At 69.5% G+C, this 24,087-nt stretch carries 24 protein-coding genes; 13 read left to right on the top strand and 11 right to left on the bottom strand.

Features of this window, described 5'->3' with window-relative positions:
* Nucleotides 1-179: 179 nt before the first annotated feature.
* Genes IG98_RS0122430 through IG98_RS0122420 form a run of 3 tightly spaced genes read right to left on the bottom strand, consistent with a single transcriptional unit; the run spans nt 180 to nt 2,894 of the window.
* Entirely contained in the window at nt 180-917 is a 738-nt protein-coding gene (locus IG98_RS0122430) for an enoyl-CoA hydratase/isomerase family protein (RefSeq protein ID WP_051752625.1), read from the bottom strand.
* Nucleotides 918-933: 16 nt separating this feature from the next.
* Nucleotides 934-2,646 (bottom strand): UGSC family (seleno)protein, encoded by a 1,713-nt coding sequence (locus IG98_RS47155; protein WP_051752623.1) that lies wholly within the window; start codon nt 2,644-2,646, stop codon nt 934-936.
* A complete protein-coding gene (locus IG98_RS0122420) occupies nt 2,643-2,894 on the bottom strand; it encodes a hypothetical protein (RefSeq protein WP_157594457.1) in 252 nt (83 codons plus the stop codon). The genes IG98_RS47155 and IG98_RS0122420 overlap by 4 nt, the downstream gene beginning before the upstream one ends.
* A gap of 169 nt (nt 2,895-3,063) precedes the next feature.
* Here IG98_RS0122420 and IG98_RS45125 point away from each other — a divergent pair, with 169 nt between their 5' ends.
* Entirely contained in the window at nt 3,064-3,471 is a 408-nt protein-coding gene (locus IG98_RS45125) for a nuclear transport factor 2 family protein (protein ID WP_051752620.1), read from the top strand.
* Between the two features lie 62 nt (nt 3,472-3,533).
* Here the strand turns inward: IG98_RS45125 and IG98_RS47150 are convergent, their stop codons facing one another.
* Nucleotides 3,534-4,298, bottom strand: coding sequence for a FadR/GntR family transcriptional regulator (locus IG98_RS47150; protein WP_169750162.1), 765 nt, complete (start codon nt 4,296-4,298; stop codon nt 3,534-3,536).
* Between the two features lie 68 nt (nt 4,299-4,366).
* On the opposite strand from IG98_RS47150, the gene IG98_RS47145 reads away from it, so the two are divergent.
* Together IG98_RS47145 and IG98_RS0122400 are read left to right on the top strand one after the other, a co-directional pair.
* The gene (locus IG98_RS47145) at nt 4,367-4,963 is read left to right on the top strand and encodes a VOC family protein (protein WP_169750161.1); all 597 of its coding nucleotides are present in this window, start codon (nt 4,367-4,369) and stop codon (nt 4,961-4,963) included.
* Nucleotides 4,960-6,525, top strand: a complete 1,566-nt coding sequence (locus tag IG98_RS0122400; protein WP_037970980.1) for an AMP-binding protein — start codon at nt 4,960-4,962, stop codon at nt 6,523-6,525. The genes IG98_RS47145 and IG98_RS0122400 overlap by 4 nt, the downstream gene beginning before the upstream one ends.
* A gap of 11 nt (nt 6,526-6,536) precedes the next feature.
* Here the strand turns inward: IG98_RS0122400 and IG98_RS0122395 are convergent, their stop codons facing one another.
* Nucleotides 6,537-7,307 carry an enoyl-CoA hydratase-related protein gene (locus tag IG98_RS0122395; protein ID WP_030915336.1) on the bottom strand — a complete coding sequence of 257 codons (771 nt, stop codon included), beginning with the start codon at nt 7,305-7,307 and terminating at the stop codon, nt 6,537-6,539.
* Between the two features lie 113 nt (nt 7,308-7,420).
* On the opposite strand from IG98_RS0122395, the gene IG98_RS0122390 reads away from it, so the two are divergent.
* Nucleotides 7,421-8,452, top strand: a complete 1,032-nt coding sequence (locus IG98_RS0122390; RefSeq protein ID WP_051752616.1) for an acyl-CoA dehydrogenase family protein — start codon at nt 7,421-7,423, stop codon at nt 8,450-8,452.
* A gap of 1 nt (nt 8,453) precedes the next feature.
* On the top strand, nt 8,454-9,584 hold the full coding sequence (locus IG98_RS0122385) for an acyl-CoA dehydrogenase family protein (RefSeq protein WP_030915330.1): 1,131 nt from the start codon (nt 8,454-8,456) through the stop codon (nt 9,582-9,584).
* Between the two features lie 7 nt (nt 9,585-9,591).
* On the opposite strand, the gene IG98_RS0122380 is transcribed toward IG98_RS0122385, so the two are convergent.
* Nucleotides 9,592-10,896: an acyl-CoA dehydrogenase family protein gene (locus tag IG98_RS0122380; protein WP_030915326.1), complete on the bottom strand. Its 1,305-nt coding sequence runs from the start codon at nt 10,894-10,896 to the stop codon at nt 9,592-9,594.
* On the bottom strand, nt 10,893-11,645 hold the full coding sequence (locus IG98_RS0122375) for an enoyl-CoA hydratase/isomerase family protein (RefSeq protein ID WP_030915323.1): 753 nt from the start codon (nt 11,643-11,645) through the stop codon (nt 10,893-10,895). Before IG98_RS0122375 ends, IG98_RS0122380 begins: the two co-directional genes overlap by 4 nt.
* A 78-nt stretch (nt 11,646-11,723) precedes the next feature.
* Between IG98_RS0122375 and IG98_RS0122370 the strand changes: the two genes are divergently transcribed.
* The 6 genes from IG98_RS0122370 to IG98_RS0122345 are packed head-to-tail and all read left to right on the top strand — an operon-like array spanning nt 11,724 to nt 17,377.
* Complete coding sequence (locus IG98_RS0122370; RefSeq protein WP_030915321.1) at nt 11,724-12,998, top strand: hotdog family protein; 1,275 nt, start codon at nt 11,724-11,726, stop codon at nt 12,996-12,998.
* Nucleotides 12,995-14,176: a CaiB/BaiF CoA transferase family protein gene (locus tag IG98_RS0122365; protein ID WP_030915320.1), complete on the top strand. Its 1,182-nt coding sequence runs from the start codon at nt 12,995-12,997 to the stop codon at nt 14,174-14,176. The genes IG98_RS0122370 and IG98_RS0122365 overlap by 4 nt, the downstream gene beginning before the upstream one ends.
* Before the next feature lie 29 nt (nt 14,177-14,205).
* On the top strand, nt 14,206-15,315 hold the full coding sequence (locus IG98_RS0122360) for an acyl-CoA dehydrogenase family protein (protein WP_030915318.1): 1,110 nt from the start codon (nt 14,206-14,208) through the stop codon (nt 15,313-15,315).
* Between the two features lie 20 nt (nt 15,316-15,335).
* Complete coding sequence (locus IG98_RS0122355; protein WP_030915316.1) at nt 15,336-16,133, top strand: enoyl-CoA hydratase/isomerase family protein; 798 nt, start codon at nt 15,336-15,338, stop codon at nt 16,131-16,133.
* A 42-nt stretch (nt 16,134-16,175) separates the two neighbouring features.
* Nucleotides 16,176-16,919: a 3-oxoacyl-ACP reductase FabG gene (gene fabG, locus IG98_RS0122350; protein WP_030915313.1), complete on the top strand. Its 744-nt coding sequence runs from the start codon at nt 16,176-16,178 to the stop codon at nt 16,917-16,919.
* The gene (locus IG98_RS0122345; protein WP_030915310.1) at nt 16,919-17,377 is read left to right on the top strand and encodes a MaoC family dehydratase; all 459 of its coding nucleotides are present in this window, start codon (nt 16,919-16,921) and stop codon (nt 17,375-17,377) included. Before fabG ends, IG98_RS0122345 begins: the two co-directional genes overlap by 1 nt.
* 109 nt (nt 17,378-17,486) lie before the next feature.
* On the opposite strand, the gene IG98_RS47140 is transcribed toward IG98_RS0122345, so the two are convergent.
* The 4 genes from IG98_RS47140 to IG98_RS0122325 all read right to left on the bottom strand — a co-directional run bounded on the left by IG98_RS47140 (nt 17,487) and on the right by IG98_RS0122325 (nt 22,025).
* A complete protein-coding gene (locus IG98_RS47140) occupies nt 17,487-18,470 on the bottom strand; it encodes an LLM class flavin-dependent oxidoreductase (protein ID WP_281178510.1) in 984 nt (327 codons plus the stop codon).
* Nucleotides 18,471-18,498: 28 nt separating this feature from the next.
* A complete protein-coding gene (locus IG98_RS47135) occupies nt 18,499-19,347 on the bottom strand; it encodes an amidohydrolase family protein (protein WP_051752614.1) in 849 nt (282 codons plus the stop codon).
* Between the two features lie 120 nt (nt 19,348-19,467).
* A complete protein-coding gene (locus IG98_RS0122330; RefSeq protein ID WP_030915301.1) occupies nt 19,468-20,664 on the bottom strand; it encodes an acyl-CoA dehydrogenase family protein in 1,197 nt (398 codons plus the stop codon).
* Nucleotides 20,665-20,747: 83 nt separating this feature from the next.
* Complete coding sequence (locus IG98_RS0122325; protein WP_245651666.1) at nt 20,748-22,025, bottom strand: CoA transferase; 1,278 nt, start codon at nt 22,023-22,025, stop codon at nt 20,748-20,750.
* Nucleotides 22,026-22,179: 154 nt separating this feature from the next.
* Here IG98_RS0122325 and IG98_RS0122320 point away from each other — a divergent pair, with 154 nt between their 5' ends.
* Nucleotides 22,180-23,052 carry an HpcH/HpaI aldolase/citrate lyase family protein gene (locus IG98_RS0122320; protein WP_030915295.1) on the top strand — a complete coding sequence of 291 codons (873 nt, stop codon included), beginning with the start codon at nt 22,180-22,182 and terminating at the stop codon, nt 23,050-23,052.
* A complete protein-coding gene (locus IG98_RS0122315; protein ID WP_030915292.1) occupies nt 23,049-24,065 on the top strand; it encodes a MaoC family dehydratase in 1,017 nt (338 codons plus the stop codon). The genes IG98_RS0122320 and IG98_RS0122315 overlap by 4 nt, the downstream gene beginning before the upstream one ends.
* Nucleotides 24,066-24,087: the final 22 nt, after the last annotated feature.

Below are 24,087 nucleotides of genomic sequence, written 5' to 3'. Positions count from 1 at the left end.
CACTCTACGGTGGAGTCTTATAAATCAATGATTTATAAGATACATAGATAACACGGCCGAAACAAGGGTGCATGGACCAGCGCTCAAGTGCGGCGACGTTCCCGGCGGACAACGCGGGACGGTCACCGAGATCGCCCGCGCCCACGGGACCTTCTCGGCGAAGGCCCCGTGGCCGCTCATCACGACGCCGGACCACGAGACACAGCCAGCACCTCCTCCGACACCCGCGACTCGATCTCGAACGCCTGCGCCAAAGTGCCGCGCAGGCCCTCGCCGACCGCGCGCTTGACCCCTCTCACCGCCTCGGAGGCGTTCGCGGCTATCCGCTCGGCGATCTCAAGAGCGCGTTCGATCGCCGACCCGTCCGGTACGACCTCTCCAACGAACCCCCACTCGCGCATCCGGGTGGCGTCGAAGCGTTCTCCGGTGAGCAGCACCTGCATCGCCGCCGGGTAGCCGATCTGGCGGGGCAACCGCGCGACCGACCCTCCGCTAGCGATGAATCCGTGCCGCACCTCCGGCAGGCAGAAGCGGGCCGATTCGGCGGCGACGCGGATGTCCGTCGCGCCGACGAGCTCCATGCCGGCGCCAAAGCAGATGCCCTCGATCGCGGCCACCACCGGTACCGTCAGCACGGCGTCGCGCAGGAGCGCGAAGTGCACCTCGGCCCAGAGATCGGTCGCCGACTCGCCGCCGCGAAGCGCCGCGGCGACGTCATCGGAGAACGTCGCCAGGTCCGCGCCGGAGGAGAAGTCCGCTCCCCCGGTGACCACGGCGACCCGCGCCCCACCCGCCGCGACCTCGCGCCACGTCGCCGCGAGCTCTCGGAAGCCGGCCAGGTCCAGGGCGTTACGGCGCGCGGGCCGGTCAAGGGTGACGAGGGCGACATGCGGACGGGGTTCGCTCAGATCGATCATCGATTCTCCAGGCATCTCAGGGGACGACGACGGGCTTGGTCACCGAGTTCGTGCCTCCGAAGCAGAACTGGCTGCGCCCGGCCTTGGCGCCGACGACGAAGAACTCGAAGCAGTCGGCGGAGGGGTTGACCGTGACCATCGTCTCCGGGGCGTCGAGCAACCACCGCAGCTCCGGGTGGGACGTCTCGAAGGCGGCCATCGACTGGTTCAACATCAGCTGGCGGAACGGCACCTTCGTCCGCCGGTGGATCGCCTCACGGATGTCGTCCGGTGTCCAGCCGGCCGCGGCGAAGGCCGCAGCGTGGTCCGGCGCCATCAGCAGCATGTTGGAGAACTTCCCGTGGAACGGATACCCGGCGGACAGCGGAGCGTCCTGCTTGATCAACCAGGCGCCCGCAGCCGGCGTGCCGACGGCCTGGGAGGTGAGTGTCGACCAGCTCTCGATGAGCAGTTCCGGATTGGAGTTCTGGAAGTCGAAGAACTCGGTCATGCCATAGGGGACGTTCACGGTCACCGTCGACTCCTCTGCCGAGAAGCCCTGCTGGACACGCCAGGGATCCCATGGCGTTCGCTCCTCGTTCTCGGCGACGCAGGCCGAGAACTTCATCGGGGTACCGATCGTGTCCATGTCGGTGATGCCCGGGTACGACAGGCCCACGTTCATCATGATGAGCCGCAGCGCTCGCCCGATGCCGACGTTGACCGCGGAGATCGAGCCCGGGCCGAGCGCGCAGATACCGCGGTTCATGCCGATCTGGTCGGCGATAGGGCCCGAGACGAGCACGAGCGGGGCTTGCGGACCGGTGGACATCGCCCAGGTGCGCAGCCCTATGGACGGGTCGAGGATGCATTCCATGATCGCGAGAACCACGGGCATGGCCTCCGGCCGGCACCCTGCCATGACCGCGTTCGCGGCGATCTTCTCCACTGTGCCGATGCCGAAGCCCGGCGCGAAGTCGCCCATCACGTGGTCACCGTCCAGCCCGGACGCCGCCACCATCTCCGCGACCTTGCGACGGGTCGGCGGCACCAGGGGCATCCCGTCACTCCAGCCGTTGGCCACGAACCGGCGCTGCATCTCGTCGAAGGCGTCGAGCTGGTCCTCACCGTCAAAGTGGAGTTCGGGCGCCCCCTCGAGCACCATCGAGGCGAACTCGGGCAGGACGTCGTACACGGCCCGCTCGGACGTCAGGCAGGTGACCACCTCCGCGAAGGACTCGTCCACCATGCGGTGGATCTCCTCCGTACTCTTGTTGGAGAAGCACTCCGGGACGATCACCGGGCACGCCTCCGGCACACCGAAAGTCTTGGCGCTGAATTGGGCGTCCTCATCGAAGATCTCCGCGGTGTAGCCCACGGCGGGGACGCCGCGGCGCTCGACCTCGCAGAGGTCGCGCATGAGCCAGGAGCAGCAGCTGCCGCAGTCCGCCGTGGAGGCGACCATGGCGTCGACCCGCTTCTCGATCAGCGCGAGCTGCTCCTCGGAGAGGTAACGCGTCGTGCCTCCGAGCGCGCCCGTCATCTCGATGAAGGTGACTCCACGGAATCTCGCGTCGATGAGCTCCCTGGCCCGCGCCAGCGCGTCCAGGCCGTTCTGCTTGCCGTTCCAGTACAGCGCCACGGTCGCGCCGTCCAGCGTCGACGGCCGCGCCGCGGGTGGGAAGCGGTCACCGTCGGCGTGTGACCGGGGCGTCGCAACCGGGTTGACAATGGTCAGCCGCGTGTTCACGGGAGTACCTCCATCACGAGCTCGATGTGCGGGCCACGCCGGCGCAGTGTCTCGGCCATGAGCTGCCACAGCTCCTGCTGCGGCAGAATGCAGACATCGTCGCGACAATCGGGGCCGGCGTTCCCGGGCCGGTAACCAACGCGGATCACGTCACCGTCCTCCGCCAGGAGGGTGACCTCGCCGCCGTCCCGGCGGACCATCCGGTCGAATTCGGCGACGAGCTGTGCACCGATCGACATCACTGCCATGACCGCATCCTCCATTCCCGATGCCATCTCTGAGCAATCCAGGAACCTAGTCTTTAGTCGCAACATCGTCAATGGATGTACGGATCACTGAAATCAGGTACCTCAATTTGGCGACTGCGCGACGTCCGTCTTCCTATGATTTACATCATTAATATGTTAGAGTGACACAATGTCCGACGCCAGCCCCGCGCACGACCACGCACTCATCCGGGATCTCGTCGGGCGCGCCGCGCACCTCGCCGACGAGGGCACGCCCGACGACTACCGCACGCTCTACACTCACGACGCCACCTGGACCTTCGGCGCGAGCACGCAGAACGGCATCGAGGAGATCGTCGCCGCCACCCGGCAACGGCGTGCGGAAGGGGTCAGCGGACCGGGAACGGCGACCCGCCACCTCGTGGTCCCCCTGCACGTGACCGTCGACGGAGACACGGCCGACGCGGTGTCATATTTCCTCTTCTTCGGCGACACCACCTCAGCGCCCGTGGTCCGCGTGTTCGGCGTCTACGCCGACGAGCTCACCCGCACGCCCGGAGGCTGGCGCATCTACCGGCGCGTGAGCCGCGTCGGATGACCGCGCCGCCGCGGACCGCGCTCGGTGTCACACTCGGACGCTCGGCGGCGTCCCGTCGGCGGCTACGCGGGGTCACCGGGCTGGCGCACATCCGACCAGGTCATCACCCGTGCGATCTGCCGGGGATACCCCTGCCTGAGCCGCCGCCCGAACTCCTCCTCGAGTGCGCGCATGACCTCACGGGCCCGAGCCGGGTCACGCGCGACCACGGCAGCGTGCACGGTACGAAGCCGGGCCAGCACTTCGCTCCGATACGGTTCATCCGGTACGAATCCGGCGCTGTTGACGATGGCACGCAGCGCCGGACTGAGGAAGGCGAACAACTCGTTATGGCTACTTTCGGCAAGGTGCTGCCAATAGGCCTCGTAGGCCGTCGCGAACGCCCGATAGGAGCCCAGCGCGCGTTCGATGGCGTCGAGGTCGTCGGCCATCAGGGCCAGCTCCTCCTCCGTCGCGTTCCGCGCGGCGAGTTCGGCCATGCCCGGCTCGATGACGACCCTGGCGTCCAGCACCGATCGCAGGGGCGCCCCGGCGAACTGCAGCAGCAAGGCGATGGTCGAGGCGAGATTGGGCCAGCCCGGTTGGACGATCTCCGGCCCACCGTTCGGCCCGGGACGCATGATGATCAGGCCCTGGTGCTCCAGGAAACGAAGCGCTTCGCGGTATGTACCTCGTCCCACTCCGTGGCGCCGCATCGCCTCCGCCTCCGGCAAGTAGCGGTCGCCCGGCCCCATGCCAGCCTCGCTCATCGTCTGGACGATCTGCCGGGCCACCTCGAGCGAGAGTTTCGGGCGACGCGTGGAGCCGGCACCGGATTCGGCGTGCACCCAGAGAGTGTACACAGTCCCACTCCGCGGCCCCCCCGGCGGCCCGGACGGCGCGAGCTGGGGCGGCGATGAGCGTTCCCGGAATCGTGGGACTCTGTCATATCGGCTTCGCCGTGCACAGCATCGAGGAGTTCCGCTGCACATGGGGTGCCCTGCTGGGCATCGAAGACTGGCTCGTCCGCGACGTGGACCATCCCGACGGGCTGCTCCAGCTCCACGGCGAGATCCTCGGGCCGTCCTCGGGCCGGGTGGCCTTCGCCCGCCTGGCCGACACCGCGATCGAGCTCGTGGAGCCGCACCGCGGCCGCACCCGCACATCGGCGTGGCTCGAGGAGCGCGGTCCCGGAATCCACCACCTCGCCTTCTGGGTCGACGACCTCGACCGGGCCGTCTCCGCGCTCGGCGACGGCGCCGAGGTGAGCTACTCCCCTGTCGGGCGACACCCGGACACGATGTTCCCGATGACCGCAGTAGTTCGCGGACGCGGAGCGATGCCCCTCGCCCCGACGCCCACCGACCCGGGCTTCTGGGCTTACACCGAGTCCCGCGACGCACGGGTTCCCTGGTGTCTCGAGCTTCTCGACGCGCGTAGCACGGACGTCGTGCGCGCCGCCTTCGGCGACCACCTCGTCTATCCACGACCACACCACGAGGACCAGGCATGACCGCTACCTTCCCCCACTCGATCGACGCGCTGCTCGCCACCGCGGCCGAGGACGCCGCCGATGTCACCGCTGTGATCTGCGAGGGACACACCCTCTCGTACGCCGAACTCGACGCGTGCGTCCGCGCGGGTGTCGCCGCCTGGCAGAGCCAGGGCCTGCGCCCCGGAGACCGGGTCGCGGCCTGGGCCGTGAACACGATCGACTGCACCGTCGCCATGCTCTCGGCGATCGTCGCCGGCGGCGTTCTCGTGCCGCTCAACCCTCGCTACACCCCATCGGAGGTGGGCGAGATCCTGCCGCGAGCCGCCTGCGGCTTCGTGGTCGCGCCTGACCACTTCCTCGGTCGCCGGCTGGCGGAGGAGGCCTTGTCGATAGCCGGTGGCGCCGTTGTGGTGGCCCTCGGCGAGGACGTGCCGGAAGGCGGCGCGGGCTGGAGTGATCTGGTCGAGCGGGCCGGCGGCAGGCCGGTTTCCCCGGTTCCCGCGGGTGACATCACCGCCATCCAGTTCACCTCGGGCACAACGGGGCGCCCCAAGGGCGCGTTGCTACGGCAGGGGCCGATGCTCTCGACGGCGCGCACCTGGTCCGACGTCGTCGGCCTCAGGCGCGGCGACATCTACCCCGTGACCTACCCGCTGGCGCACATCGGTGGGTTCAAGACCGGTCTGATCTCCGCGTTCCACGCGCGGGCCACCGTCGTGCTGGTGCCCGTGGTGTCCGCCACGTCCGTCGTCGACGTCTTGCGCACCCACCCGGTCACGGTCCTCAACGCCCCGCCCGCGGTGCAGCAGTACGTCCTCGCGGCCCGGCTGGCCGGCGACATCCCGGGCGAGCTCGGCATTCGAACGGCGGTCATCGGTTCGGCGATCGTGCCGCCCGCCCTCGTACGGGGGCTCATCGACGGCCTCGGAATCGATGACGTGATCATCGGCTACGGGCTCACCGAGGCCACCGGCGTCTGCACGATGACCCGGCCCGGAGACCCGTTCGACCTGGTCTGCGGCTCGATCGGCCGGCCCATCGACGGCGTACGCGCCCGGGTCTGGGCTCCTGACGCGACGGGCGACCCGCTCGTGGGCGAGATCGAGGTCACCGGCGACAACGTCATGGCGGGTTACCTGGACGATCCCGTCGCCACCGCCGAGGTGATCCACGACGGCTGGCTGCGTACGGGAGACCTCGGCTGGATCGGCGACGACGGCTACGTGCGCATCGCGGGCCGCGCGCGCGACCTCGTCATCGTGGGTGGGTTCAACGTCTACCCTGCCGAGGTCGAGCACACGCTGGTCGAGCACCCGCAGGTGCGGGAGGTCGCCGTCATCGGGGTGCCCGACGAGCGCCTCGGCGAGGTGACGGCCGCCTTCGTCGTTCCCGAGGACGGCACCGGCGGCCGTGATGTCACCGGAGAGGAGCTCATCGGCTGGTGCCGGGAGCGGCTCGCGAACTTCAAGGTGCCGCGGCGCGTCTGGTTCGTCGACGACCTGCCCCGTGGAGCGGTCGGGAAGGTGGCCAAGGCCGAACTCCACGAGCTGGCCGGGACACTACTGCGCCCGGCCGGCTGACGGTACGCCCGTCAGGAGTTTCCGGCACGCGGCCGTACCCGCTCGCGGAGCCGGCGGACGGCCTCGGTGAAGCTGGGCTGCCGCATCGACCAGTCCTGGGCGACCTGTTCGAGATCGGCCGCCATGCGGGGATCGGTCAGGGAGCGGCTGAGCCGCATCGTCGCCTTGGTCCGTCGCACCAGATCCGGCGAGCGCCCCACGACGCGCGCCGTCATGCGGCGGACCACGTCGAGGAGATCGTCGTCCTCGACGCAGCGCCAGATGAGGCCGCACCGCTCCGCTTCCAACGCCGTCACGGCCTCGCCGAAGAGCACCATCGCGGCGGCTCCCTGCCGGCCCACGCGCTGTTCCATGCGCCACAGGTGGCCACCGCCGGGATGGATCGCGACATCGAGGAAGCGGGGGTCGAAGGTGGCGCTTCGCGCGGCCACGACCACGTCGCATGCCAGGACGAAGTTCACGCCCGCCCCGATCGCGGGGGCGTGCACCGCCGCGACGACGGGCACCGGGAGGGCCGACAGGGCTCTGAAGCCGGCATAGACGACGGTCGGATCCTCCACCGGCTCGCCGAGCGCGTCGATGTCACCGCCGGCCGAGAAGACGGGACCGCGGGCACGGAGCACGACAGCCCTCAGGCCGGGATCCCGCCGGACCTCGGCGCAGGCATCGGCCAGCTGCCTGACCAGCACGGGGTTCAGGCTGTTACGCCGTTCGACATCGTCCAGCGTGATCCATGCGACGTTGTCCTCCATGGTCACGGTGACGGCCCGGCGTTCGGTCATGGCTCTCTCCCTGCTCAGGACGCCCTCGGACACGGGCCCGTTGCCGACGTCGCGGACGAGCCCTAGAATAGCGTCATTATTTCAATAATAGATAAGATAGCTCTCGGAGTGACATGGTAATCGAGCTCACCGCGGAGCAGCGGGCGTTCCGCGAGTCGTGCGGCAAGCTGGCCGCCGTCCTCGCGGCCCAGTGGAACCGCGGCCGCGGCCCTCACGACATCGCCCCTCCCGTCCCTGACAAAGCCTCGTGGTCCCGCGTCGTCGACACCGGCTGGCTCGCGATCGGCCTTCGCGAGGAGAACGGCGGCGCCGGCGCCGGCGTCGTCGACTTGACCGTGCTCGCCGAGCAACTCGGCCACCACACGGTGGCCGCCCCGGTCCTCGGGATCATCCTCGCGGCCGAGCAGCTTCAGGCGTGGGGCGCTCCCTCCGGGCTGCTCCAGGACATCGCGGAAGGCGGGATCCGCCTGGCACCGGCGCTCGACGCCAACCTGCGCGGCCTCGCCTGCGCCGCCGTCGGGGCCCTCGCCTGGGACGCCGCGGGAGCCGAGGCGGCCGTGATCCCGGCGAGCGGTGTCGCGCACTCTCTCGGCGACCCACTGCCCTTCGCCGATCCGACACGCGCGGTCCGCCCTCTGGGCGCACCGTCGGCGGGCATCCCCGCATTCGCGCCGACCGCGCCCGACGGCGACGCGGCCGCGCGGCTCGACGCGTTCGCCCTGAGCCTTCTGACCGCCGACCTGCTGGGCACGATGCAGGCCGCGCTCGACGCCGCGATCGAGCACGCCCGCACGCGTGCGCAGTTCGGGGCTCCCATCGGCTCGTTCCAGGCGGTCCAGCAACTCCTGGCCGACAGCCACGTCCTCGTGGAGGCCGGCCGGAGCGCGTCCTACTACTCGGCGTGGGCGGTCGACGCGCTTCCAGGCCGTGAGGCCCTGCGCGCCGCACGCGTCGCTAAGGCATTCGTGTCCCGGTCGGCGGTGGAGGTGTGCGAGAGCGCCATCCAGGTCTTCGGCGGCATCGGAATGACGTGGGAAGCCCCCGCGCACATCTGGCTCCGCCGTGCCCATGCCGGCCGTTTGGTGCTCGGCGACGAGCACCACCATCAGAGTTTCATCGCCGACGACGACTTTTCGAGGAGCTGACATGGATTTCGCCGACGATCCCGCCGAAGCCGAATTCCGGGCGGGTCTGCGCGCTTGGTTGCGCGACCATCTCGCCGAGCACCGCGATGGCACCGGATACGAGTCCGCCGCAGCCGTCGAGCGGACCCTGCGCTGGCACCGCGCCCTGGCCGCGGCGGGCTACGCGGGCCTCTCGCTGCCCGCCGCCTACGGAGGGCGCGGCCTGCCGGATGCCTACGAGGCCATTCTCAACGAGGAACTCGCGGCCGCGGGGGCGCCTCCGTCGCCGCCCATCGGCCACATCGCTCACGCCGTGGCGGACTTCGCGGGCGAGGAGCTCAAAGCCCGGGTGCTTCCCGGGCTTCTCGACTGCACTGAGGTGTGGTGCCAGGGCTTCAGCGAACCCGGGGCAGGCTCTGACCTGGCCGGGCTCTCCACCACTGCGACGTTCGATGACGGCCGGTTCGTCGTCAACGGCCAGAAGATTTGGACCAGCGGCGCGATGTGGTCGGGGTGGTGTCTCCTGCTCGCGCGGACGGAGCCGGACCGGCCGCGCCACCGCGGCCTGTCGATGCTCGTCGTCGACATGCGGTCCCCTGGCGTGGACCGCCGTGAGATCGTGCTTGCCAGCGGCAGCCGCGAGTTCGCCGAGGTCTTCTTCGACGGCGTGACCGTGCCCGCGGCCAACCTGATCGGCGAGCGCGGTCAGGGCTGGCAGATCGCGATGCACATGCTGTCGTACGAGCGCGGACCCGCCGATATGGGATGGGTCGGACGGCTCGGCCGCGTGCTGGCCACCGCATGTGACGACGTCCGGTCGGGCCGGGTGGCCGCCGACGCGGGCCTGCGCCGCCGCCTCGCGGAGGCCACCGTGGAGGTCCAGGTGATGCAGTGGCACGTGGCACGGTCGCTGGCGAACCGCACCACGGACACCACCGGATCCGCCGGCTCGGTCGACAAGCTGCTGGCCACACGTGTCGAGCAGAACCTCTACCGCGTGGTCAGCGATCTCGCGGGGCCGTCCTTCGTACTGGGCGCGCCGGGTCCGTTCTCGGATTACCTGTGGTCGCGCGCCCAGTCGATCTACGGCGGCACTCAGCAGATCCAGCGCCAGATCGTCGCGCAGCGGGTGCTCGGGCTTCCCCTGGCATGAGTCCCGCTCAGCTCCGGGGCAGTTCCCGCCAGGGCCTTCCCCGGTAGGGGTCGAAGTCCTTCGGTAGTCCCAGGACCCGTTCGGCGATCACGTTCTTGTTGACCTCGGTGGTGCCGCCCTCGATGGTGTTGGCACGGCTGCGGAGCAGTCCACGGATCTCCGCCGGCATGCCATCCCAGTATTCGGCGGGCGTCGAGGCCGATCCGCGCCACGCCATGGCATCCTCGCCCAGCAGGTCCGCGGCCATCTCCTGGACACGCTGGTTGAGCTCGGAGCCGTGCACCTTGCCGATCGAGCTCTCCGGTCCCGGCGGGAGGTTGCCAGCGAGCCGGTCCCGGACGCGCTGGTTCGTCCAGGTACGAGCCTGCTCCTCGCACCACAGCCAGACGATGTGCTCTCGGGTCACCGGATCGTCCCAGCCGCCCGGCAGGCCGGCCGCGCTCCGCCGGCGAGCCAGGCGTACGAGATGGGAGGCGCTCACACCGCCGATCCGGTCGACGCCGCCCGATCCCGACCCGGACGCCATCTGCCGCTCCCCGCTGAGAGTCGCCTGCGCGACCCTCCAGCCGGCGCCGACCTCGCCGACTCTGTGACCGTCCGGGACCCTGGCACCGTCGAAGAACACCTCAAAGAACTCCGTCTCCCCGCCGATGTGAGGGAGCGGCCTGACCTCGACGCCGGGCTGCCGCATCTCCATGAGGAAATAGCCGATGCCCTGGTGCTTGGGCAGGTCCGGATCGGTGCGGGCGAGCAGGACGCCGAAGTCGGCGCGATCGGCCCACGTCGTCCACACCTTCTGACCGGTCACCACCCATGTGTCGCCGTCCCGCTCGGCCCTCGTCGACAGCGAGGCGAGGTCGCTGCCGGAACCGGGCTCGCTGAACAGCTGACACCAGAACTCCTCGGCCCGGACGATCGGGCCGAGGAAGCGGCGGCGCTGTTCCGGAGTCCCGTGCGCGAACAGCGCCGGGGCGACGAGGTTGAGCCCGAGGGGGTTGAGCCTCGGGAGATGGTACCGGCGCAGCACCTTCTCGACGGCCGCAGCGACGGGCCGCCTCCAGCCGAGCCCACCGTGCTCGACGTCCCAGGTCGGGGCGACCAGGCCGGAGGCGCCGAAGACGGGATACCACGCCTGGTACTCCTCGGGCGACCTGACCACGCGTACCGCGCGCGCGCCGCCTCTCTCCCCCGCCTCGCGCCACGGCCTGGGCACGTGGGCCTCGATCCACCCCCGGACCGCCTCGACGGCCAGATCGGGCCGCACGTCCGGTCCGACCGGCACCTCAGTGGACGCCGGCTGCTGCTCTGTCATGGCTGAACCTCTCCGTCTCTCTGGTGATGCATCGGCCGCGGCGCCGCTTCGCGGGCCGCTGTGAGCGCTCCGGCCAGACCGAGTTCCTCCGACCGCCAGAGCGCCTGCTTGATCCGCCGTACCGATACGGGGTGACCGCGGGCGATCGCTTCGGCCACACGCTGCGCCGCGTCTCGCAACTCCTCGCCGTCGACCACCTCGCCGACCAGTCCCAGCTGGCGCGCCCGCGTGGCATCGAGGCGCTCGTGCACCCCGATGAGCGCGAGGCGGGCGGCGGCCGTGGCAGGTATCCGGCGCACCAGGCCTACGGCCTCCCAGGCGCTGACCTGGCCGACGCTGACGTGGGGGTCGACGAAGGTGGCGTGGCGCGCGGCGAGGACGACGTCGGCGTCGACCACGAAGTGCAGACCTCCCCCGGCGCACACCCCGTTGACAGCGGCGACGACCGGCACGCCGACGCCGAGATGCCAGCCGGTCAGCTCCAGCGCCGCGTCACGAGTGCGCCGGCTCGACTCCCGCAGGCTCGCAGGGTCGCGGGCGAGGGCCGCCATGTCCAGCCCGGTCTGGAACGCCTTGCCGCGTCCGGACACGACGATGCAGCGCACGTCCTCGTCCCGGTCGAGCTCGCGCCAGGCGCGCGGCAGTTCGGCCATCATCACGGCGTCCATGGCGTTGCCGGCGTGCGGCCGGTCGAACACAAGCCAGCCCACCGGCCCGTGACGCTCGACGAGCAACGTCTCGTACACCATGCGCCCCCCGCTTTCTCGACATGTCGAATCTTATAGTTATAAGATAGCAAAGAAAAGGCGAGAGGACGTCCAGGCAACATGGCTCCGACGGATGAGAAGACCCAGCCCCGCATCACGGACGGGGGGGTGGCGGCACTGCGTGCGCGCATCGGCATCGCCCAGCCCAACCCGGTGCCGCCCCACTACCTGCGGCCCGGTACCGACGCGTTCCGCATCGCCGCCCGCTCCTACGGCGACGACAACCCGCTGTGGTGCGACCCCGGCTACGCCGAGCGCTCGCGCTGGGGCCGCCCGATCGCCCCGTTTCCGCTCGTGGGCGGCGACAGCGTCATCGGCGAGGACGTGCTGACCGAGGCCGACCTGGCCCGTCAGGACGAGCTAAAGGGCGACCCGCTGCGCGGTGTCCACGCCTTCTACTCCGCGTGCGAACGCGAGTGGTGGTCGCCGTTGTACGCCGACCGGGCCGTCCACCGGCGCAACGCCCTCGTGGGCGTGCTCGACAAGCCCAGCGAGTTCAGTGGGCGCGCCGTCCACGAGTGGAACGCCAACGTCTTCGCCGACGCCGACGGCACCCCGCTCGCCGGGCAGTACCGGCTGATGATCCGCACCGAGCGCACCGAGGCGCGCAAGCGCAAGAAGTACGACGACGTCGCGATCGAGCCCTGGACCGAGGAACGGATCGCCGAGATCGACGCCCGGTACACCGCCGAGCGGCCCCGCGGCGCGGAGCCGCGATGGTTCGAGGACGTTCACGAAGGCGACGCGATCACCCCCCTCGTCAAGGGCCCCCTCACCGTGACCGACATCGTCTGCTGGCACACCGGCATGGGCACGGGCGTCTATGGTGTCGCGCCCCTGCGTCTGGCGCACCGGAACCGCCGGCGCATCCCGCGCTTCTACCACCGCGACGAACTCGGGGTCTGGGACGCCATGCAGCGGGTGCACTGGGACCCGGAGTTCGCGCGCCGCTCCGGCAACCCCACGACCTTCGACTATGGGCGGATGCGTGAGACCTGGATGATCCACGCCTGCACCGACTGGATGGGCGACGACGCCTGGCTCTGGCGGCTGCGCGTGGAGTTCCGTCAGTTCAACTACATCGGCGACGCCCAGTGGATCACCGGCACCGTCGTGCGCAAGCACCTCGTCGAGGACGGCAACGGCGTCCACCCGGCCGTCGACCTCGAACTGTCCGCGACCAACCAGCGTGGCCAGGTCACGGCGCCGGGGACGGCGACCATCCTGCTGCCGAGCCGCGAGCACGGACCCGTCGTCCTGCCCGAGCCGATCGGCGGTGCGAGCACCCTCGACGGCACGCTGCAGGCCGCCATCGAGCACTTCTCCCGCACATGACGGCACCACTCGACGGCCTGCTGGTCGTCTCGATGGAGCAGGCCGTCTCGGCGCCGTACGCGACCCGCCAGCTCGCCGACCTGGGAGCACGCGTCATCAAGGTGGAGCGGCCCGACGGCGGCGACTTCGCCCGGCACTTCGACACCCACGCCAACGGCACCGGGGCGCACTTCGCCTGGGCCAACCGCAACAAGGAGTCGCTGGCGCTCGACGTCAAGGCGCCGCAGGGCCGTCGCGTTCTCGAGGCCCTGCTGGCGCGGGCCGACGTGTTCGTGCACAACCTCGTACCCGGGGCGACCTCCCGCTTGGGCCTGGACGGCGCGACCCTGCTCGCCGGGCATCCGCGGCTCGTCGTCTGCGAGATCTCCGGCTACGGCACCGGCGGCCCGTACGACGACCGCAAGGCATACGACCTGCTCATCCAGGCCGAGGGCGGCCTGACGACGATCACAGGGAGCCTGGAGCACCCGATCAAGCCGGGCATCTCCGTGGCCGACATCGCGGCCGGAATGTTCGGGTTCTCCTCCGTGCTCTCGGCGCTGCTCGGCCGCGAGCGTACGGGCGAGGGCTGCGTGCTGGAGGTGTCGATGCTCGATGCCCTGGCCGACTGGATGGGCTACCCCCTCATCGTGCACAAGCACGGTTCGGTACCCGGCCTCGCGTCCGGCATGAGCCACCCGTCCATCGCACCGTACGACGTCTACCGGACCGCCGACGGCAAGCTCGTGGCGGTGAGCGTCCAGAACGACCGCGAGTGGGCGAAGCTCGCCACGGCGGTGCTGGAGAGGCCCGACCTGGCCGGCGATCCCAGGTACGCCACGAACCAGGCGCGCGTCACTCACCGAGCCGACATCGACGAGCTTCTCGCCTCGGTCATCGGCCGCCTTGGCGGCTCCGAGGCCGTCACCGCGCTGCACCGGGCCGGCATCGGCTGCGCCCTGGTCAACGGCCTGGCGGAGGTCGTCGACCACCCCCAGCTCGTGTCGCGTGACCGCTGGCTGACCGTGCCCGCGCCGGCCGGCCCGGTCGCCACCCCGCTCGCGCCTCCGGTGAGCTCCGCCTGGAAGACCCCCGCCGGTCCCGTCCCGGCCCTGGGCGAGCACACCGACACGATCCTCCGCGAGCTCGGGTACGACGACGCGTCCATCCACCGACTGCACCACGACGGCGTCGTATGAATCGGCGCCGTATAGATCTAGGAGCGGCCATGACCACCACCTCGGAAGAGGACCTCGATCAGTTCCGCGAGAGCGTACGGAGCGCCCTGTCCGGCGCCAGCACCTCCGCCCGGGTCCGCGCGGCCATGATGACCGAGCGCGGCTGGGACGATTCCACCTGGCGGCTGCTGGTGCGGCTCGACCTGCCCGGCCTGATGCTGCCCGAGCGTTACGGCGGCGGCGGACTCGGCCCCACGGAGTTGGCTGTCGCCGTCGAGGAGTGCGGTGCCTCGCTCGCCTGCACGCCGCTCTTCGCGACCTCAGTGCTCGCCGTCCCCTTGCTGCTCGCGCTGGACGATCCGCGCGCGATGGAGTGCCACGGGCGCCGGATCGCCCACGGCGAGCTCACCGCGACCGTGGCCCTCGCCGAAGCCGGCGCCCGGTGGGACGTATCCGGCGTGCGCACCACCGCACGGTGCGCGGGGGACAGATGGTGGCTCGACGGAACGAAGCACCACGTGGTCGACGGCGCGACCGCCGATCTCCTGCTGGTGGTGGCACGGACACCGGACGGTCCCGGCGTCTTCGCCGTCGAGCGCGACGCCGCCGGCCTCAGCGCGGAGCCACTCGTCACGCTGGACCAGACACGGAAGATGGCGCGGCTCCAGCTGACCGGTGTGGAGGCCGAGCTCGTCGGGCCGGTGGGCTGCGACGCCGCCCTGGCCACGGCCGCCGACGTCTCGCGCGCGCTTCTCGCGGCCGAGCAGACCGGTGTCGCCCAGCGCTGTCTCGACATGGTCGTCGCGTACGCTAAGACGCGCATCCAGTTCGCGCGGCCCATCGGATCGTTCCAGGTCGTCAAGCAGCGACTGTCCGACGCGCTCATCCAGGTCGAGTCCGCGCGCTCCGCCGTCTACACCGCCACGCGGTCGTCGGGCACCGAGCTCTCACGCAACTCCCTCGTGGCCGCGCTCATGGCGGCCAAGGCGTCGACCTGGGTCACCGCCCAGACGATCCAGCTGCACGGCGGCGTCGGCTTCACCTGGGAGCACGACGCACACCTGTACTACAAGCGGGCGCGCACGAGTGCCCGCCTGCTCGGGCAGGTCGAAGAGCACGTCGCCGCGCTGAGCGAGCTGCTTGAACACGAAGTCGCGTGACAGGAGAGGACATGCCAGGCATGACTACTACGTACGAGACCATCAAGGTGGAGCGCCACGGCCCTGTCGGCTGGCTGGTCAACAACCGGCCCGAGGTGCTCAACGCCATGAACAACGCGATGCGTGAGGAACTGGCGGCCGCCTGGCTCGAACTGGACCGCGACCCCGCCGTACGGGTCATCGTGCAGACCGGCGAGGGCCGTGCCTTCCAGACGGGAGCCGACCTCAGCGAGATCGCCACCGACGGCGTGGGCATGGAGCGCTACCAGGACAGCCTGATCGACTTCGATCTCCATTTCACATCCTGGCACCAGAACGTCACCAAGCCGGTCGTCGCGGCCGTCAACGGCCTCTGCGCGGGCGGCGGCCTGCACTTCGTCGCCGACGCCGACATCGTCATCGCGGCCTCCGACGCGACGTTCTTCGACCCACACGTCAGCGTGGGCCAGGTGACCGCGATCGAAGTGATCGGCCTGGCCAAGAAGATACCCTTCGAGGCGGTCATGCGGATGGCACTCGTCGGTGCCCATGAGCGGATGACGGCACAGCGTGCCTACGAACTCGGGATGATCAGCCAGATCGTCGACCCGCCCGAGAAACTGCGGGAGGCCGCGCAGGAGCTCGCGGAGAAGATCGCGCGCAACTCCCCGGCCGCCATGGCAGCGACCAAGAAGGCTCTGTGGACGGCTCTCGAGCTGGGACTCACGGATGCGTGCCGTGTCGGCGCGCAACACCTCGTCAGCCTGTGGGGACACCCGGACCAGACCGAGGGCCCCCTCGCCTTCGTCGAGAAGCGCGCACCTCGCTGGGTTGACTAGACCTTGCGGCTTTCACCTGACGACTGATGAACGGAATGAGACGTGAAACTTCTTGAGGGCCGCAATGCCATTGTCACCGGGTCCGCTCAGGGGATCGGTCTGGCCATCGCCTCGGTCCTGGCCCGGCATGGCGCCTCCGTCGTGGTCAGCGACATCAACGCCGAAGGCGCCAGGCTGGCGGCCGCCGACCTCAAGGCTCAGGGGCACCAGGCCATCTCCGTACCCTGCGATGTGACCGATGAGCACGCCGTCGACGCGCTGGTCGACACCTGCCGTGAAACGTTCGGAACCGTCGATGTCATGGTCAACAACGCGGGCATCACCCGAGACGCCACAATGGCGAAAATGACCCTGGAGAGCTTCAGGACCGTCGTGGACGTTCACCTGACGGGGGCCTGGCTCGGCACCCGCGCCGCCGGCCGGGCCATGAGGACCCAGGGGCGCGGCTCCATCGTGAACATATCCTCGATTTCTGGAAAAGTCGGCAATTTCGGGCAAACCAACTACAGCGCCGCCAAGGCGGGCATCGTCGGGCTCACCAAGGCCGCCGCACGCGAGCTGGCCAAGTACGACGTCCGGGTCAACGCGATCCAGCCGGGCCTGATCCGAACAGCCATGACGGCCGCCATGCCGCCCGAGGTTCTCGCGAGGATGGTCGCGGACATCCCGCTGGGCCGGATCGGCGAACCCGAGGACATCGCCAAGGCCGTCCTGTTTCTCTCCTCGGATCTGTCCGGGTTCATCACCGGCACCGTGACCGAGGTCGCCGGTGGAAGGAACATGTAGTGCGCGTCTTCAGAGATCTCGGCGAGTTCAGGGCCTGCGTCGGCGAGACGCTCGGCACGAGCGACTGGCTGGCGATCGACCAGGAGCGGATCAATGCGTTCGCGGAAGCCACCGGCGATCACCAATGGATCCACGTCGATCCGGTCCTGGCCGCGGACGGCCCCTTCGGCACGACCATCGCGCACGGTCACCTGTCCCTGTCGCTGCTGCCGGTCCTGGTCGGTCAGATCTACCGGATCGACCGCGTGCGAATGTCGATCAACTACGGTCTCAACCGGGTGCGTTTCCCGAGCCCGGTGCCGGTGAACTCACGCGTGCGGGTCAGCACCCTGCTACAGGAGGCGGAGGACGTCGCCGGCGGCGTCGGAGCGGTGCTGCGGTCGACGATGGAGATCGAGGGCGGACGGAAACCGGCCTGCGTCGCCGAGACCGTCAGCCGCTACTACGCAAGCCCGTGATGACGGCCGGGGTCCGGTCGCACCTGGCTGCCAGGTGCGACCGGACCCCTGTGGCCTTCCGCCGATCACACAGTGGAGCAGGAACCTCCATATGGCGTCCTGCGCGTCCCTACCAGCTCTTGAGTGTCGGCAGGACCTGATCGGCGAAGCGCTTGAGGTCGGCGTACGCCTCGTCCGGTGGTGTCCCCCCGGCTGGCCCCGAATGGACGATGTCGGTCAGCGGGAGCGACCTGACGAATCCCTTCAGCGTCCCGATCACCGTGTCCGCGTCACCGATCAGCTCGAAGTCCCGGTATGCCTCCGGCGACGGCGGCAGGCCGTATTGCAGGTTCTGATCACCCATGTCGTCGCGGATCCGCCGGTAGAAGTCCCACCGCTCGAAGATGAGATCCTTACGCCGCTCCCACACCGCGTCCGGATTCTCATCCGTGACCGTGATCGACCACGGGTTCGAGATCCGGGCCTGATCGCGTGGCACGCCGGCCTCCGCCAGGCCGGCGAAGTACGCCTCGTGGAACGCCGGGTCGACGGAGGCGCCATGCAGATGGGCACCGACCTGGCCGGCGCGACGGGCGGCCGGCGGTGCGGTGGCGGCGACCCACAGAGGCGGATGGGGCTGTTGCAGCGGTGCCGGCTGCACCATGACATCGTGCAGGTCATAGTAACGCCCCGTGTAGCTGAACGGCCGCTCTGTCCAAGCGCGCTTCAGCACCTCGATGCCCTCCTGCATGCGGGAGGGCCGGGTCTTCGGCGAATAGCCGAGTGCGCGATATTCCGCGGCGCTGTGTCCCGACCCGACCGTGACGTCGAGCCGCCCTTCCGAGAGATGGTCCAGCACCGCAGTCTCCTGCGCCAGCATGGCCGCGTGGTGCAGCGGAAGGATGTATACGTAGGAGCCGATTCGGATGGTCCTGGTGCGCTCAGCCAGCAGTGTCAGGAAGACCGGCACCGACGGTGCATAGCCGTCCGGCTGGAAGAAGTGCTCCTGCACCATCACGTAGTCGAAGCCCATCGCCTCCGACTCGCACATCAGACGGAGGCAGTCCTCCCAGTGGTCGCGCCACGGCCGCCCCAGTGGATTACGCAGGTCCATGGTGAACCCAACCTTCATGGCGATCTCCTCAGATCCCGTAGCAGCGCTCGGCATTGGCCGCGAACACCTGGTCCCGCTCCGCCGCGGTGAGCCCGCTCGTCGCGCCCAGGTACGCGTCGACAAGCTGGGCGTACGTCCCGAACAGAGAGTCGACCGGGAAGTTGCTGCCGAAGAACGTCCGGTGCGTGCCGAAGACGTCCAGGCATGTCTCGATCCATGGGCGCAGAACCGTCCCGTCGAGCGTGTGCAGTGCCATCGGCAGGCCGGAAATCTTGCAGCTCACGTTGTCCAGGCGGGCCAGGTCCGCCAGGCCGTCCCGCCATGTGGCAAGGTGTGCCGGATCCGCGCTGTCCGGCCAGCCGGCATGTTCGAGGACCACCGAGAGCCCCGGTACGTCGCGCAGCAGCGGTAGCCAGCCCTCGACCTCGGCGGGCCGGATGACCACGTCGAGCACATGGCCGCCCGCGTCCAGCAGTTCCACCAGCGTGCGGGTCACCGGGTCCACCGGGTCGAAGCCGTACAGGACCCGAATCCCCCGGAACAACGGGCTCTCCGCCTGAACGGCGATGTCCCGAGCGACGGCGACGGCGTCCGAACCCGGCTCGACGGCGCCGATGACCGCGCCCACCAGACCGCTACCGGGGGCAAGGGCGTCGAGCCAGCGGGCCTCGTCCAGGTGACTCCCGGGTGCGGTCACCGCCGAGACGTGGACCACCTTGTCCACGACGACCCCCGCGCCGGAGGCGTCCGCGCGGTATTCCGCGGGCAGGTAGTCCCTCCGGAGGCCGGCCATGTCCCCGATGCCGAAGTCGTCCTCACCTTCAGGCGGATCGAGCGCGGGATACCACTTGTGCGCGGTCAGATGCCACAGATGCATGTGAGTATCCACGAAGCGAACGTCGGACATCGAGCGCCTCACCTTCAATCATTATTAGAATAGCAAAGATACTTGTGATCGAAGGCGATGTCCATGGAACAAGGCGCCCGCACCCGGGCGTCACGAGCGCAACCTGTAGTCCTCCAGCACACGCCGACCGATGATCATCTGCTGGATGTCCGCGGTGCCCTCGCCGATCAGCAACATCGGAGCCTCGCGGTAGAGGCGCTCGATCTCGTACTCCTTGGAGAAGCCGTAACCCCCGTGGATGCGGAACGACTCCTCGACGACGTCACGGCAGTACTCCGACGCCAGGTACTTGGCCATGCCGGCCTCAAGGTCGTTGCGCTCGCCGGAGTCCTTCTTGCGTGCGGCCATGACCATCATCTGGTGCGCGGCCTCGACCTTGGTGGCCATGTCGGCGAGCCGGAACAGCACGGCCTGGTGGTCCGCGATGCGCTTGCCGAAGGTCTCGCGCTGCTGCGCGTACCGGACGCCGAGCTCGAAGGCGCGCAGCGCGACGCCGCACCCCCGGGCGGCGACGTTGACCCGGCCGACCTCGACGCCGTCCATCATCTGGTAGAAACCACGCCCCGGAGCCTCACCGAGGATCTGCGCGGCGGAGGTGCGGTAACCATCGAAGACGAGTTCGGTGGTGTCGACACCCTTGTATCCCATCTTCTCGATCTTGCCGGGCACCGTGAGACCCGGCTCGACCTCGCCGAAGCCCTGCCTCTTCTCCACGAGGAACGTGGTCATGTTCCGGTAGATGGACTCGGCGCCCTCATCGGTCTTCACCAGCACCGCGACGAGGGTCGCCGAACCTCCGTTCGTGAGCCACATCTTCTGGCCGTCGATGACGTACCCGTCGCCCTCCCTCACGGCACGGGTCTTGATGGCGGACACATCCGATCCACAGCCCGGCTCGGACATCGAGAACGCTCCGCGCACCTCACCGGTGGCCATCCGGGGCAGATAGTGCCGCTTCTGTTCATCGGTTCCGTGCCGCATCAGCATGTAGGCGACGATGAAGTGCGTGTTGACGATCCCCGACACGCTCATCCAGCCTCGCGAGATCTCCTCCACGACCAGGGCGTACGTCAGCAACGACTCGCCGAGACCGCCGTACTCCTCCGGGATGGTCAAGCCGAACAGGCCCATCTGCCGCATCCGGTCGACGATCGCCTGAGGATATTCGTCGGCGTGCTCAAGGCGCTGCGCCTCCGGGATGATCTCCTTGTCGACGAAGTCACGGACAGTGTCGAGGATCTCCTGCTGGACATCGGTGAGTCCTGTGGTCTGCGCAAGCCGGCCCATCGGTCGGTTCCTTTCCTTCGTGTCTTTCCGATCTCGCGGAGCGCCTCCGGAACGGAGGGGCGAGTCGGGCAACCAGCGCGCTGTCAGTTCGCGGGGCCGGGCCGCTCCGCGGGGCGCTCGGCCCAGGCGGACACGACCCGGCGCGCGCGCAGGTCCTGGATCTCGTCATCCCGCAGGCCGAGGCCGCGCAGGATCTCATCGGTGTGCTCGCCGAGCACCGGAGCCCGCACGACGTCCCTCCTGCGGGTCGCGCGCACGGCGATGGGCGAGCCCGGCGCGAGATGCTCGCCGACACCGGGCTGGTCGATGACGTCCATCATCGGGTTGGCGCGCACGTCGCCGGCCTGCTCGCCGATGAGATCGGCGAACGTCCCGTAGGCCGACCACAGCACTGACGTCCCGCCCAGCCGTTCCCGGATCTGCGCCAGATCGTGGGCGCCGAACCAATGCTGAAGCAGCCCGGCCAGCACCTCCCGGTAGGCGAAGCGGTCACCCTCCACCGAGAAGTCGGCGCCTAGGCCGCGTTCGAGCGCGGCGACGGTGTCCGCGAACCCGGTCACCGCGAGAAGGTCCCGCCAGTGCCGGGACGTCAGGGCCACCACCATCACCTGCTTCCCGTCGCGTGAGACGAAGTCCCGCCCGAAGCCGCCGTACAGGTGGTTGCCGACCCGCGGACGGGTGACCCCACCGACCTGCGCCTCGGCGAGGAATCCGAGATTGCCGACCATGGCGAGGGCCACGTCGTACAGTGCCACGCTCATCGCCTGGCCCTGCCCGGTCGCCTGCCGACGGCGATCGGCGCCGAGGATGCCGATCGCCGCGTACAGCCCGCAGGCCATGTCCCACGCGGGCAGAACGTGGTTGACGGGATCCGCGTGTCCCTCCGGGCCGGTCACCATGGGGAAACCGATGGCCGCGTTGACGGTGTAGTCCACCGCCGGCGCACCGTCGTGGTGGCCCTCGATCTGCAGGTGGATCACGTCGGGCCGACGCTCCGCGAGCGCCTCGAAGGTCAGCCATGGCCGGCCGGCCGAGTTGGTCAGCACGATGCCGCCTCCCGGTCCCGAGTCGGTGATGAGCCGCGTGACGATTTCCTGGCCTTCCGCCGAGCGCAGGTCCACGCAGAGCGAGCGCTTCGCCTTGTTCAAACCCGCCCAGTACAGACTCTGCCCGGAGGGGGCGAGCGGCCAGCGGGAATGGTCCGGCGCCCCGCCGAGCGGATCGACCCGCACCACGTCGGCCCCGAGCTGTGCCAGCGTCATGCCGCCGAGCGGCGCCGCGACGAACGATGAGACCTCGACGATCCGCATGCCGGCCAACGGCTTGTCGGCGTCCGGGGCGGTTCTTGGAGCGGCGATCACCGAGCACCTTCCTTCACAATTTGTACGGCCATATTGGTCTTGCCGCCCATAGCTGTCAACGGCATCCCATTGACAGCTGCTGGTCAGACATGAGAATTTGGCCGCACATTTAGATCTGCCCTGTCCTGAGATCCGCCCGCTGGGAAGGTGGCCTGTGGATTCTGTGGTGCGCCGCTCCTGCCTGTCCGTCCCGGCGCCGGACGCTGCGAAGGTGCTCACTCCGGGCGCCGATGAGATCGTCATCGACCTGGAGGACTTCGTCACACCCGACGCGAAGCCGCGGGCACGCGCCGACCTGGCGGCGCGCCTGCTGGCGATCCCGCCGACCCCGGCCACCATCGCCGCACGGGTGAACGCCGTGGGCACGCGATGGTGCCACGAGGACGTCCTTCACCTGGTCGGGAACGGCGCCGGACTCGCGTCTCTGGTGACCCCAAAGGTGAAGCATCCAGATGACATCGCGTTCGTGGACCGGCTGCCGACCGGTGTCGAAGCGGGCGGTGCGGGGCTTCGGATCGGCATCCAGGCGCTGATAGAGACGGCGAAGGGCATGCACCGCGTCGACGAGACAGCCGCCACGTCGCCGCGCCTGCGGACACTCATCCTCGGATACGCCGATCTTGGCGCCGTCCTAGGGCGGCCGTACGAGCCCCGGACACTGGCCGTCTGGTTGCCGGCGCAGCACGCCGTACTGCTCGCCGCTCGACGACGTGGGCTCCACGCGATCGACGGGCCATATCTGGCGTTCAATGACGCCGAGGGCTCTGCGGCGGTCAACCAACGTGCGCGCGACCTCGGGTTCGACGACAAGTGGGGGATCCACCCGCGTCAGATCGGCCCGGTCAACGAGGCGTTCACGCCGTCGGACGAGAAGGCGGAACGGGCACGCTCGGTCTGCGCGGCGCTGGAGCGGACAGAGCGTGACGGCAGCGGCGCCATCGCCGTCAATGGCGAGATGGCCGATTCGGCCATGGCTCTCACCGCCCGCCAGACACTGTCCCGCGCTGGGACGGGAGGCGTGCGATGAACTCCGTCGACCTGCGCCGTGTGCCGGTGGACGGCCCCTATTTCGAGGACCTCCGTATCGGCCAGCGGTTCGACAACGCTCCCGCCGTCACGCTCACCGAAGGGCTGACGGCCGCGCACCAGGCGATCGTCGGATGCCGCCTTCCGCTGGTGCTGAACCACAGCCTGTCACGGCGGGTGACCGGTGCCAGGGGGGTTCTAGCCGCACCCAATCTCGTCTGGGATGTGGCCATCGGGCAGTCGACGATCGCGACGCACACCGTGGTGGCGAACCTCTTCTACCGAGGCGTCGTGTTCCGTCGGGCGCCCATGCTCGGAGAGACCCTGAGCACGGTCACTGAAGTCGTCGGACTGCGGCAGAATTCGCGCCGCCCTGGACGGGCCGCGACCGGACTGGCCGCACTGCGGATCAGCACCCTGGATCAGAACGGCCGCCCGGTACTCGACTTCTGGCGCTGCGCAATGCTGCCGCTGCGCGACGACGAACGGGAAACCGGGCACGCGGACGACCTGTCCGGCATTGGCGCCTCGCCATCCGATGAAGAACTCTCAGCGGTGACCTCGCAGTGGGATCTGACCGCGTACCGCACGGAGCGGTCCGGCCCGCACCTCGCCGACCTCTCGCCGGGGGCCGTCTTCGACGTGGCGGGCGGTGACGTCGTCTCCTCGGCACCCGAACTGGCTCGGCTGACTCTCAACCTGGCCAAAGTACACCATGACGCGTCCGCGAGCGGGTCAGGCCGTCTCGTGTACGGCGGCCACACCATCGGGCTCGCGCTGCACCAGGCCGTCCGCGCCTTGCCGAACATCGTCACCGTGGTCGGCTGGCACGGGTGTGACCATCTCGGCCCGGTCCGGGAGAACGACACGCTCAGAAGCACGATCGAGGTGGAGCGGCTCGAGCCCCTGTCCGACGGCGGGCTCGCCCATTTACGGTCGCGAGTCCGAGCAGCCGGCTCGGGCGCCGAACCCATCGATGTCCTCGACTGGCGCTTCGTCGCTGTCCTGGCGTAGGCGCTCGACATGCGCTACGCAC

It is taken from the genome of Streptosporangium amethystogenes (assembly GCF_000721075.1).
Lineage (GTDB): Bacteria > Actinomycetota > Actinomycetes > Streptosporangiales > Streptosporangiaceae > Streptosporangium > Streptosporangium amethystogenes.
The sequence above is the reverse complement of the archived record's forward strand: the minus strand, read 5'-3'. Positions and strand labels throughout refer to the sequence as shown.